Source organism: Aurantimonas sp. 22II-16-19i, assembly GCF_002088275.1.
Classification (GTDB): Bacteria; Pseudomonadota; Alphaproteobacteria; order Rhizobiales; family Rhizobiaceae; genus Jiella.
Genome location: NZ_AQQS01000002.1, coordinates 79,314 through 90,920, shown reverse-complemented (window position 1 = coordinate 90,920; position 11,607 = coordinate 79,314). Strand labels below are relative to the sequence as shown.

The window sequence follows — 11,607 nt, the reverse complement described above, 5'->3', positions numbered from 1 at the left end:
GGGGCCCGCAGGAGGCGAGACGAGATGAGCGCGACTTCACATGCGGGCGCTGCCCCGAAACGGACCCAGGTCGCCATCGTCGGCGGCGGGCCTGCGGGCCTCTTGCTGGCGCTGCTCCTCCACCGGGCCGGCATCGACTGCGTCGTCCTCGAGCGTCGCAGCCGGGACTACGTGCTGTCGCGCATCCGCGCCGGCGTCCTCGAACAGGGCACGACGGATCTCCTGCGCTCTGCCGGCGTTGGCGACCGCATGGACCGCGAGGGGCTGGTCCATGACGGCTTCGACATCGCCTGGCGCGGCGACACGCTGCATGTCGACCTGCGCGGGCTCTCGGGCGGCAAGACGGTGATGGTCTACGGCCAGACGGAGGTCACCCACGACCTCTACGATGCCCTCGACGCGGTCGGCGTTCCGGTCGTTCACGAGGCCGAGGACGTCCGCCCCCAGGGGCTCGAGACGTCGGAACCCTTCGTCACCTACCGCACGAAGGAGCACGGCGAGAAACGCATCGACTGCGACTTCGTCGCCGGTTGCGATGGCTTTCACGGCGTCTGTCGCACGGCCATTCCGAGGGACAGGATCGAGACCTTCGAGCGGGTCTACCCGTTCGGCTGGCTGGGTGTCCTCACCCGCAAGCCGCCGATCCAGGAAGAGCTCGTCTACGCCCACCACACAAGGGGCTTCGCCCTCTGCTCCCTGCGCAATCCGCAGCTGTCGCGCTACTACATCCAGTGCAGCGTGAACGACAGGGTCGAGGACTGGCCGGACGAGCGCTTCTATGACGAACTCGCGGCAAGGCTGCCGGACCGGATCGCCGCCAACCTGCAGCGCGGCGAGAGCGTTGAGAAGTCGATCGCGCCGCTGCGCTCCTTCGTCGCCGAGCCGATGCGCTTCGGCCGCCTGTTCCTCGCCGGCGATGCCGCCCACATCGTGCCGCCGACGGGCGCCAAGGGGCTGAACCTCGCCGTCTCGGACATCTACTACCTGTCCCGCGCGCTCGCCGCCCACTACGGCGAGCGGGACGACGGGCTGCTCGACAGCTATTCCGGCGATGCGCTCGCCAGGGTCTGGAAGGCCGAGCGCTTCTCCTGGTGGTTCACCTCGATGATCCACCGCTTCGAGGACGACGGCAGTTTCGGCCAACGCATCCAGGAGGCGGAGTTCGACTTCCTGGCAGGCTCGAAGGCCGCCCAGACCGCGCTCGCGGAAAACTATGTCGGCCTCCCCTTCTGACGAAGGCCGGCCTGCCGTCTGACGAAGGTCGTCGGGAGATGACGCGGGCGCAGCCTGCCTCCGACAGGGCAGCCGAGGCGAGCCTCAGCGCCCTTCCGGGTCGTAGGCCACCGCCGAGACCGGCACGATCTCGATGCCGCGCTTCTCCGCCGCCGGGATCCACGTTGCGATCGCCGCGATCGACTGGTCGAAGGCGGAGGCGACGCCGATCGCCGCCCCTTGCGCGCGGGCGACCTTCTCCAGCATGTCGAGTTGATCTGCGATGGCGGCCGGATCCTGGTTCTGGTCGAGGAGGACGTTGGCCGTCGCGGCCGGCACGCCGGCGGCGATCGCGCTGTCCTTCCCGAGGGAGCGTGCCGACGAGCCGTCGTCCAGATACATCAGCCCGCGCCGTCCGAGTTCGGCGATGAAGGGATCCATCGACGCTCTGTCGCCGGTGAAGCGCGCGCCCATGTAGTTCATCACGCCGACATAGTTGGTGATCCGGCCGAGCGAGGCCTCGAGGGCGGCGAAGTCTCCCACCGCCGCCGCCTCGGCCGTCAGCGTGTTCTCGCCCGGATCGACGGTGGGATAGCCGATCGGCTCCAGCGGCACCTGCAGCACCAGTTCGTGGCCGCTGCGGCGGGCTGACTGCATCCAGCGATCGAGGCTGTTGCCGGCCGGGGAGAAGCCGAAGGTGACGCCGGCGGGAAGCCGCTCGACCGCCTCCATGCTGCCGGTCTGGCTGATCCCGATGCCGCCGACGACGATGGCGATCCGCGTCGCCGGCTTGCCGCTCGAAGCGCCGCGATAGACGTCGAAGGGACGCCGCCCGTCCGCCGCTCGCACGGGCAGCGGGCCGTAGGGGCTGTCCTCGATCAGGTCGCGATCGGGCAGATGCGCGACCACCGGCGACTGCCGGAACGACTGCGTCTCCTCCACCCGGAAGGTCACCGGCCCGCCGGCGGTGCCGGGGCTGATGATGGTGGGGCCGCCCGGCCGGGAGAGGGGCCGCGCCTCGACCGGCGCCGGCGCCGTCACCGCGACCTGCGGAGCGGGCGCCGGGGCCGGCGCGGCGAGGACGTCGACGATGCGGCGCGGGGCGTGGCCCTGAAAGGCGGTCCCGGCGGAGCCGAGAACGATCGCCGCGGCGCAAGCGGCCAGCGCGAGCGACGACAGCGGGGGGAACGGCAAGGCGAAGCGCTGCCGCGTTCGGTCCAGCCCCAGGGGCCGATGGAATTCGCCTTCGATGGACATGGAAGAAGGAAATATCGGCTCAAGCTTTCGCGGGGCTCGCCGGGGCAGAGGCCGCGACGGCCGCAAAAAAGCCCGGCCGCGGGGGCGGCCGGGCTGTCGATCATGTCGCGGTCGAGGGTGGGGGCGGATTGCGCCGCCCCGGCGCCTCAGTTCTTGGCGCTGGCGCCTTCCTCGGTGCCGGTCTGCGAGCTGGCATTCGCTTCGCGCTTGGGCGGGAACATCGCATTGGTCTTCTTGCCGTCGAGAAGATCGATCGCATACTGCATCTGCAGGTCGTCCTTCTTCTCCGGCGGCACATAGTCGAGCGAGCCGGAGCCCTCGTCGGTCTCCTCGGTGCCCGGAATATGGCCGCGCAGGGACGACTCGCCCCGCACCAGCTCGTCCTCTGCGTCGAGGCCCATCTGCTCGCGGATCTCCTTCGGCAGCGGCTGCTCGACGGTGATGTCCGGATTGATGCCGCGGCCCTGGATCGAGCTGCCGGACGGCGTGTAATAGAGCGCCGTCGTCAGGCGGAGCGCACCGTTCTGGCCGAGCGGGATGATGGTCTGCACCGATCCCTTGCCGAAGGAGCGCGTGCCGACGATGGTCGCCCGGCGCTGGTCCTGCAGGGCGCCGGCGACGATCTCCGACGCCGAGGCCGATCCGCCATTGACGAGGACGACCAGCGGCTTGCCGTCGATGTCGTCGCCCGAGCGGGCGTTGTAGCGCCGCGTCTCGTCGGCGTTGCGGCCGCGGGTCGAGACGATCTCGCCGCTGTTGAGGAAGGCGTCGGAGACCGACACCGCCTCGTCGAGCAGTCCGCCGGGATTGCGGCGCAGGTCGAGGACGTAGCCCTTCAGCTTGTCCTCGCCGACCTTCTCCTTGATGTCGGCAATGGCGTCCTCGAGGCCGACCGTGGTCTGCTCGTTGAATTTCAGCAGCTTGATGTAGCCGACGTCGCCCTCGACCGAATGACGCACCGACGGAACCTTGATCTCGGCCCGAGTCAGTGTCAGACGCACCGGCTTGGTGGCGCCTTCGCGAACGATCGTCAGCGTCACCTTGGAGCCGATGTCGCCCTTCATCTTGTCGACGGCCTCGCCGAGGGTCAGGCCGCGAACCTGCTCGCCGTTGATCTCGGCGATCAGGTCGCCGGCGAGGACGCCGGCCTTGTCGGCGGGCGTGCCCTCGAAGGGCGAGACCACCTTGACGAGTTCGTCCTGCATCGTCACCTCGATGCCGAGCCCGCCGAACTGGCCGCGGGTCTCGGTCCGCATCTCGGCGGCTTCCTTGGCGTTCATGTAGCTCGAATGCGGATCGAGCGAGGTCAGCATGCCGTTGATCGCCGTCTCGACCAGCTTCTGGTCGTCGGGCTGATCGACATACTGGGCCCGCACGCGCTCGAAGACGTCGCCGAAGATCGCAAGCTGGCGATAGGTATCGGAGCCGGCGGCGTTGGCGACGCCCGGGCTCTGGCTGACCACGGTCATCGCCGTGGCTCCCATCAGCACGCCGGCGAAGAGTATCGAAAGCTTACGAATCATTCCTCGTCCTTCCAGAGGGTTCTTCCGTCCACCAGGGGGTCGGATCGACCGGTTTCCCGTCATTTCGAAATTCGACGTAGAGCGCGGGCTCGGCCGCACCGAACTCCGCCACCTGAACACTTGCCAGCCGCCGCGCACCCATCAGCGCGACCGGCTCCCCTGCCGAAACGAACTGGCCACTCGCAACGTCGATACGATCCATGCCGGCCAGGACGATATGATAGCCATCGCCGGCATCGAGGATCAAGAGTTGTCCATAGGAGCGGAACGGACCGGCATAGAGCACCCTTCCGTCGGAAGGCGCAATGACGACATCGCCGGCTCGCGCGGCGAAGGACACGCCATTCGAGGGTCTGCCGATGTCGTCCTTCTCGCCGAATCCAATGATCTGCCTCCCGAGCACAGGCTTCGACAAACGAGCCTTGAGTGTCGAAAATGCGGCGGCGGGCTCCAATAACGCCGTGTTGTTCCGCAGCGCCGCGATATCGTAGGCCGGCTTCTCCGGCTGCCGATCCTCGAGCGCGGCGACGCGGGTGTCGTCGCCGGGGGCCGTGCCGGTGAGCGCCGCAGCGTCGCCGTCCGCGTCATCCGCCGCTGCCGCGTCCCGCGACGGGTCGCTCTGCGCCGCAGCGACGTCGCGGGGCGGCGTCTCGTCCGCATCGCTCGCCGCGATGTCCCGGTCCTCGCCAGAGCCTGGGTCTTCGCCAGAGCCTGGGCCTGGGCCTGGGCCCGTGCCGGTTCCCGCCGCGGTGTCGTTCCCGCTGCCGGCCGTCGCTCCGTCGCCGTCTGCCTCCTGGGATGCGGTCAGGCGGCCGGTCTGGCCATCGGCGGTGCGCACCTTTCCGGCATCGTCGTCCTCGCGCGATCGTGCGAGGGCCATCTCTTCCCGCGCCGCCGTCGCCTCGCGCCTGTCCTTGGCCGCGAGCGCCTCGGCTGCGGCGAGCTGGCGCGCCTTCTCCTCGCGCTCCGCCGTCTCGCGCTGCCTGGCCGCGTCGGCTTCCGCCTGCAGGGAGGCGATCAGCCCCTTCAGATCGTCGGCCTTGCGAGCGAGTTCGGCGGCGCGCGCGCTCTCGGCCTCGCGGCGCGCGCGATTGGCCGTCTCGATCCGCTGCTTCTCGGCGAACAGCCTCTCCAGCCGCGCCTCTTCCTCCCGATGGTTCCGCATCTGGGCGGTGAACCGGTCCTTCTCCGTCACGATCGACGCCTTCACCGTCGAAAGCCGCTGCAGATCCGCGACCAGTGTGGCGGCTTCCTGGCGCATGGTCGGCACCACCGCCCCGAGGAGGATGGCGCTGCGCACCGCGCCGAGCGCGTCGTGGGGGCGAACCAGCAGCGCCGGCGGCGGCTTGCGGCCCATCCGCTCGAGCGCCGCCAGCACCTCCGCCAGGAGGTCGCGGCGCGCGGCGAGCGAGGCCTTGATCGCGTCTTCCTCGGCACCGAGAGCCGTCAGCCGCGCCTCGGTGCCGGCCAGATCGCCGCTGATCCTGCGTTGGGCCTCGGTCGCGCTCTTCAAGGCGGCAGTCAGCTTGTTGCGGTCGGCGGCGATCGAGACGATCTCGTCGTCGAGGGAGCGGATGGTCGCCTCGGACAGCTCGATGCGGGAGGACAGCTCGGCAAGTTCGGACGCCGTCTTCCGGCGCCGCGCCTCGATGTCGCCGGCCGATGCAGCGAGGGAAGCTTCGGTCAGTCCCGAGGCACGCGAGATCGCGGCCACTTCGGTCGGGTCCGTCTCACCCGGCGCCGCCGTCGCGGCCGGCATCGACGACGCGACGAGCACAGACGTCAGGATCGAGCCGACCAGCAAGGCGGCCAAGCGGCCCCCGCTCCGGCGCTCCGCGAGGCATCGTTCGCCACCGCCGCTGATCCGTCGTCTGTTCAAGCCGCTTCGTCCTGTCCTCGCATCGCCGACGATAGAATCGAGCCGTTAACAATCGATCAACCATGCCTGCCCGGCTCGCCACATGGCGCCAGCCGTCGCATACGCGGCCGCAGTCGAGGCGCCGGATGATCGAAAGGAGACGATACCACGGTTTGACGGTTCAGGCCTGTGGTCGCAGGGCGACAGCGCGAAAATCACGCTGAGTTGACGGCCGCAAACCTCTGCCCCGCCAGCGCCTCGGCGCCCGTATTTCGATCCGGAAAATGCCAGCTCGCATCTCGGGCGCGTTCATCTGCGACGCATCGAAGGCGGGATGCCGGGATGTCGAGCCGCAGCGCCATGTCCCATTGCCCGAACCGCCCTGCCCGACCGCCGGAATGCCGCCGCCATGCCAGGGTCAGGCGCGATGATAGGGGTGGCCGGAGAGGATCGTCACGGCCCGGTAGAGCTGCTCGGCCAGCATCAGGCGGGCGATCTGATGGGGGAACGTCATCTTGCCGAAGGACAGAAGCCGGTCGGCCGAGGCGGCGAGGTCGGGATCGTGGCCGTCCGGGCCGCCGAGGAAGAAGCACACCTCGCGCCGGCCATCGTCCCGCAGGCCGGCGAGCAGCGCCGCGAAATCGGCCGAGGACAGGCTCTTGCCGCGCTCGTCGAAGACGACGCGCACGCAGTCCTCATCGAGGCCGGCGGTCAGCTTCGCCGCCTCCTCCCTGCGCCGTTCGGCGACGGTCTGGAGCCGCGATTCGACCGTTTCCTTGAGGCCGCGATAGTCGAGGCCGACCTGGCCACCGACGGAGGTCAGCCGGCCGAGATACCGCTCGACCAGCGCCTTGTCCGGACCCTGTTTCATCCGCCCGATGGCAGCGATCGAAAGACGCATCAGCCGCCCTCCTGAAAAGGGCCTTCCATGCGCCCGTTGGTGCGTCGCGCGATCAGTGGATCGTCGCGTCTCCGGTGTCGCCGACGGTCCACATCTTCTCGATGTTGTAGAAGCTGCGGATTTCCGGGCGGAAGATGTGGACGATGATGTCGCCCGCATCGATCAGCACCCAGTCGCCGTTCTGGAGACCCTCGACCTTCGCGTTGCCGAGGCCATGCTCCTTGAGATGGCGCAGCAGGTGGTCCGCGATGGCGGTGACATGGCGGTTGGAGCGTCCGGAGACGACCACCATGAAGTCGGCCAGCGCCGACTTCCCGCTCAGATCGATGGAGACGATGTCCTCGCCCTTGGAGTCTTCCAGACTCTGGGTCACGAGGTCGATTGCGGTCCCGCCGGCCGAGATCTCGGTCGCAGGCGCTTCAGAAGGAGACGTCTCGAAGACTCCCTTCGCTTGAGCCGCTTGTCTCAGTGTCGTTTTCCCTTTCCACGGGTCAACCTGCGGGCGTCCTGATAACGCCTGCACGAGTAATGTAGGCAGTGTTCCGTGTCCGTTTCAAGACGTCTCTGCCGCGGCACTGCGAAGTTGCGTCGAGGAGGCCGCGTTGCGCGGCCCGAAGAGAAACGTCCAGGCCGGCGCCTGACGGTAGGGCAGGATCCTTGCCCGTTCCTGGGGAATCCGGGCGAAATCGTAGCGCCGCGCGAAAGGCGAGGCGAGCGCCGCGAAGGTCTTTTCCGGCCGGTCGACCACGGCGATCGGCACGTTCTCGGCGATCCACTGCCACTCCTGCCAGCGGTGGAACGTCACCATGGAGTCTGCCCCCATCACCCAGACGATCTTCATGTTCGGCCGCCGCCGCCGGACCAGCGCCAGCGTGTCGGCGGTGAAGCGCACCTTGTAGCTGGCCTCGAAGGCGGTGACGTCCGCCCGCGCCGGCGAGGCGAAGTCGCGCACCATCGCGATCCGCTCGTCCAGCGGTCGCAGGACACCGTGGTCCTTGAGCGGATTGCCCGGCGTGACGATCCACCAGACCCGGGTCAGGCCGAGGCGGCGGAGCGCCGTCTCGGCGACGAGGCGATGGCCGTCGTGGGGCGGATTGAACGAGCCGCCGAACAGGCCGACGGTCATCTGTCCGTTGCCCGGCGGCATCGACAGCACCGGCCCCGCCGCCGCCGCGTCGAACGGTCCGGCGCCCGGCAGCGTGGCGGGGCCCGTCCCCTCCCGGCTCATCCCCTCCGGTTCGCTCAAGGCCGCGTCTGGCCGCTGCCGCGAACGCGGTAGTTGAAGCTCGTCAGCTGCTCGACGCCGACCGGACCGCGCGCATGCATCTTGCCGGTGGCGATGCCGATTTCCCCGCCCATGCCGAACTCGCCGCCATCGGCGAACTGGGTCGAGGCGTTGTGCAGGAGGATCGCCGAATCGATGCCGTTCATGAAGGCCTCCACCGCCGCCGCGTCCTCGGCGAGAATCGCCTCGGTGTGATGGGAGGAATAGCGCTCGACGTGGGAGATTGCGCCCTCCACCCCGTCGACGAGCGCAACGGAGATGATCGCGTCGAGATATTCGGTGGAAAAGTCGGTTTCGTCCGCCAGCAAGGCCGCCGGGAACAGCGCTCGCACCTCTTCCGTCGCCCGGATCTCGCAGCCCTTGCCCGCGAGCGCCTGGAGAATCGGCGCAAGGTGAGTCGCCGCGACCGCCCGGTCGACGAGGAGGGTTTCGGCGGATCCGCAGATGCCGGTGCGCCGCATCTTCGAATTGACCGTCACCGCGACGGCCATCGCGAGATCGGCCGAGCGATCGACATAGACGTGGCAGATGCCTTCCAGATGGGCAAAGACCGGCACCCGCGCCTCGTCCTGGACGCGGGCGACCAGCGACTTCCCGCCGCGCGGCACGATGACGTCGAGATTGCCCGACAGCCCCTTCAGCATCTCGCCGACCGCCGCCCTGTCGGTGGTCGGCACCATCTGGATCGCGTCCTCGGGAAGCCCCGCGGCTGTCAGGCCTGCGACGAGGGCCGCATGGATCGCCCGGGAGGAATGGGCCGAATCCGATCCGCCGCGCAGGATCACCGCATTGCCGGCCTTGAGGCACAGCGCGCCGGCGTCGGCCGTCACGTTCGGCCGGCTCTCGTAGATGACCCCGATGACACCGAGGGGCGTGCGCACCCGCTCGATCCGCAAGCCGTTCGGCCGCTCCCAGGCGGCGATCGTCTGGCCGACCGGATCGGCCAGCTCGGCGATGGCGCGAAGTCCCTCCGACATCGCGACGATGCGGGCCGGGTTCAGCGTCAGGCGGTCGACGAAGGCGGCGTTGGCGCCGCTCTCCTGCGCCCTGACGAGATCCTCGCCATTCGCCTCGAGGATCGCCGGGATCGCAGCGTTCAAGGCGTCGGCCATGGCCTGCAGCGCCGCGTCCTTGCGGGCGCGCGGCGCCAGCGCCAGTTGGCGGGCGGCGGCGCGGGCGCGCCGGCCGATCGCATCCATCATCGCGCCGATCCCATCGGCGCCCGTATCGGCCCTGTCGAGCATCAGACGTCTCCCTTCATTCTGCCCCGACCGCGCCACTGCGGGCCCGCTCGGCCTCTTCGTCCTCGGCGATCAGGCTGGCGACCTCCGCCGCGATGCTCTCGGTCACATGACCGAGCACCAGGTCGTCGCGATGGACCATGGCGGCGCGCGCCTCGTAGCCGAGCGCCTCGCTCACCGCCGAGCTGCGGAGGCCGGCGATCTTGGCCGCGTCCCCCGCGTCATAGGCGACGATGCCGCGGGCCACTTCCGAGCCGTCCGGCCGGGTGATCAGGACGGGATCGCCGCGCGAGAAGGCGCCATGCACAGAGACGACGCCGGCGGCCAGAAGGCTCTTGCCGGAGGTCAGCGCGGCCACCGCGCCCTCGTCGACGACCAGCGCCCCGTTCATCTGGAGATGGCCGGCGATCCAGCGCTTGCGGGCGCTGCGCGGTGTGCCGGAGGCGAGGAACATCGTCGCCCGCTCGCCGCGCTCGATGGCAGACAGGGGGTAGAGCCGCTGCCCGGCGGTGATGATCATCGCCGTGCCGGAATCCGTCGCGATCCGCCCGGCGTCGATCTTGGTCTTCATGCCGCCGCGCGACAGCTCCGAGCCGGCCGCCCCCGCCATCGCCTCGATCTCCGGCGTGATGTGCTCGACGAGGGGGATATGGGTTGCCGTCGGATCCTCCAGCGGCGGCGCCGTATAGAGCCCGTCGATGTCGGAGAGGAGGATCAGGAGGTCGGCCTCGACCATGGTGGCGACGCGGGCCGCCAGCCGGTCGTTGTCGCCGTAGCGGATCTCGCTGGTCGCGACCGTATCGTTCTCGTTGATCACCGGCACGGCGCCCATGTCGAGCAGCGTCGACAGCGTCGCCCGGGCGTTGAGGTAGCGCCGGCGTTCCTCCGTGTCACCGATGGTGAGCAGGACCTGGCCGGTCTCGAGGCCGTGCCGGCCGAGGATCTCCGAATAGGTTCGCGACAAAGCGATCTGGCCGACGGCCGCCGCCGCCTGGTTCTCCTCCAGCCGCAGGCCGCCCCGCGGCATCTTCAGGAGCTTGCGCCCCATGGCGATGGCGCCGGAAGAGACGACCAGCACCTGCCTCCCCTCCGAGGCCAGCCGGGCAATGTCTTCGCCCAGCGATTCCAGCCAGGTTCGCTTCATGCCCCGCTCGCGGTCGACGAGCAGCGAGGAGCCGATCTTGACGACGATGCGGCGGTGGCCGTCGAGGAGATTGGCCATCACGCACCGCCCTCGGCAAGATCTCCAGCCCGGCCGACGCTCTCGCGGTCCTCGCCCTCGTCGTCGCCCGGTCCGTTGAGGCCGACGATCTCCGCCCGCATGCGGCGCAGGGCCTCGATCATCCCTTCGCCGCTCACCGCCGACAGCGCCAGCGGCTCGACCTCTGCGGCCTCTCGCAGCTCGGCCATCTTTTCGGCTCTCGCCTCACCGGCCAGCGTGTCGATCTGCGACAGGGCGACGATCTCGGGCTTCTCGGCGATGCCGTGGCCATAGGCCTCGAGCTCGCGGCGCACGGTCCGGTACGCCTTGCCGACGTCCTCCTCCATGGCCGAGACGAGGTGGAGGAGGATCGAGGTCCGCTCCACATGGCCGAGGAACCGGTCGCCGATGCCGACGCCCTCATGGGCGCCCTCGATCAGGCCGGGAATGTCGGCGATGACGAATTCGGCGTCGTCGACCTTGGCGACGCCAAGGCCGGGATGCAGCGTCGTGAAGGGATAGTCGGCGATCTTCGGCCGTGCCCGTGTCACCGAGGCGAGGAAGGTCGACTTGCCGGCATTCGGCAGGCCGACGAGGCCGGCGTCGGCAATCAGTTTCAGCCGCAGCCAGATCGTCAGCTCCTCGCCGGGCAGGCCGGGATTGGCATGGCGCGGCGCCTGGTTCACCGACGACTTGAAATAGGCGTTGCCGAAGCCGCCATTGCCGCCCGCGGCGATCTTGTGCTTCTCGCCGATCGTCGTCAGGTCGCAGATGAGCGTCTCGTTGTCCTCGGCGAAGACCTGGGTTCCGGCCGGAACCTTCAGGACCACGTCGGCGCCCCGGGCACCGTTGCGGTTGCGGCCCATGCCGTGGGTGCCGGTCTTGGCCTTGAAATGCTGCTGGTAGCGATAGTCGATCAGCGTGTTGAGGCCGGCGACGGTCTCGATCCAGACGTCGCCGCCGCGCCCGCCGTCGCCGCCGTCCGGGCCGCCGAACTCGATGAACTTCTCCCGCCGGAACGAGACGGAGCCCGCACCGCCATCGCCGGAGCGCACATAGACTTTCGCCTGGTCGAGAAACTTCATCGTTCTACCGTCTTCGGTCCGTCGCGGACGGTCTGCGCCCGCTT

At 69.3% G+C, this 11,607-nt stretch carries 10 protein-coding genes; 1 reads left to right on the top strand and 9 read right to left on the bottom strand.

Annotated features, from left to right (window positions below; all coding sequences use genetic code 11):
- Window positions 1-24 precede the first annotated feature (24 nt).
- Window positions 25-1,233, top strand: coding sequence for a 4-hydroxybenzoate 3-monooxygenase (pobA, locus tag ATO4_RS03010; RefSeq protein WP_083589938.1), 1,209 nt, complete (start codon window positions 25-27; stop codon window positions 1,231-1,233).
- An 84-nt stretch (window positions 1,234-1,317) separates the two neighbouring features.
- Here pobA and ATO4_RS03005 read toward each other — a convergent pair whose 3' ends face one another.
- The 9 genes from ATO4_RS03005 to obgE form a co-directional block, all read right to left on the bottom strand.
- Window positions 1,318-2,406 (bottom strand): divergent polysaccharide deacetylase family protein, encoded by a 1,089-nt coding sequence (locus tag ATO4_RS03005; RefSeq protein WP_245308535.1) that lies wholly within the window; start codon window positions 2,404-2,406, stop codon window positions 1,318-1,320.
- Window positions 2,407-2,615: 209 nt separating this feature from the next.
- Window positions 2,616-3,992, bottom strand: coding sequence for a S41 family peptidase (locus tag ATO4_RS03000; protein WP_083589936.1), 1,377 nt, complete (start codon window positions 3,990-3,992; stop codon window positions 2,616-2,618).
- Window positions 3,982-5,805, bottom strand: a complete 1,824-nt coding sequence (locus tag ATO4_RS02995; protein ID WP_083589935.1) for a peptidoglycan DD-metalloendopeptidase family protein — start codon at window positions 5,803-5,805, stop codon at window positions 3,982-3,984. The genes ATO4_RS03000 and ATO4_RS02995 overlap by 11 nt, the downstream gene beginning before the upstream one ends.
- A 463-nt stretch (window positions 5,806-6,268) precedes the next feature.
- Entirely contained in the window at window positions 6,269-6,751 is a 483-nt protein-coding gene (rlmH, locus tag ATO4_RS02990; RefSeq protein ID WP_083589934.1) for a 23S rRNA (pseudouridine(1915)-N(3))-methyltransferase RlmH, read from the bottom strand.
- Between the two features lie 52 nt (window positions 6,752-6,803).
- Window positions 6,804-7,154 (bottom strand): ribosome silencing factor, encoded by a 351-nt coding sequence (gene rsfS, locus ATO4_RS02985; RefSeq protein ID WP_245308560.1) that lies wholly within the window; start codon window positions 7,152-7,154, stop codon window positions 6,804-6,806.
- Between the two features lie 150 nt (window positions 7,155-7,304).
- Window positions 7,305-7,898, bottom strand: coding sequence for a nicotinate-nucleotide adenylyltransferase (locus tag ATO4_RS02980; protein WP_083590168.1), 594 nt, complete (start codon window positions 7,896-7,898; stop codon window positions 7,305-7,307).
- A 95-nt stretch (window positions 7,899-7,993) separates the two neighbouring features.
- Entirely contained in the window at window positions 7,994-9,280 is a 1,287-nt protein-coding gene (locus ATO4_RS02975) for a glutamate-5-semialdehyde dehydrogenase (RefSeq protein WP_083589932.1), read from the bottom strand.
- A gap of 13 nt (window positions 9,281-9,293) precedes the next feature.
- On the bottom strand, window positions 9,294-10,499 hold the full coding sequence (proB, locus tag ATO4_RS02970; RefSeq protein ID WP_083589931.1) for a glutamate 5-kinase: 1,206 nt from the start codon (window positions 10,497-10,499) through the stop codon (window positions 9,294-9,296).
- Entirely contained in the window at window positions 10,499-11,563 is a 1,065-nt protein-coding gene (gene obgE / locus ATO4_RS02965; RefSeq protein WP_083589930.1) for a GTPase ObgE, read from the bottom strand. Before obgE ends, proB begins: the two co-directional genes overlap by 1 nt.
- Between the last annotated feature and the right edge of the window lie 44 nt (window positions 11,564-11,607).

Bases quoted from the DNA above. Each gene is read 5' to 3' on its own strand.
- obgE (WP_083589930.1), bottom strand. From the start codon at position 11,563: ATGAAGTTTCTCGACCAGGCGAAAGTCTATGTGCGCTCCGGCGATGGC.
- ATO4_RS02975 (WP_083589932.1), bottom strand. From the start codon at position 9,280: ATGCTCGACAGGGCCGATACGGGCGCCGATGGGATCGGCGCGATGATG.
- ATO4_RS02980 (WP_083590168.1), bottom strand. From the start codon at position 7,898: ATGCCGCCGGGCAACGGACAGATGACCGTCGGCCTGTTCGGCGGCTCG.
- proB (WP_083589931.1), bottom strand. From the start codon at position 10,499: ATGGCCAATCTCCTCGACGGCCACCGCCGCATCGTCGTCAAGATCGGC.
- rlmH (WP_083589934.1), bottom strand. From the start codon at position 6,751: ATGCGTCTTTCGATCGCTGCCATCGGGCGGATGAAACAGGGTCCGGAC.
- ATO4_RS03000 (WP_083589936.1), bottom strand. From the start codon at position 3,992: ATGATTCGTAAGCTTTCGATACTCTTCGCCGGCGTGCTGATGGGAGCC.
- pobA (WP_083589938.1), top strand. From the start codon at position 25: ATGAGCGCGACTTCACATGCGGGCGCTGCCCCGAAACGGACCCAGGTC.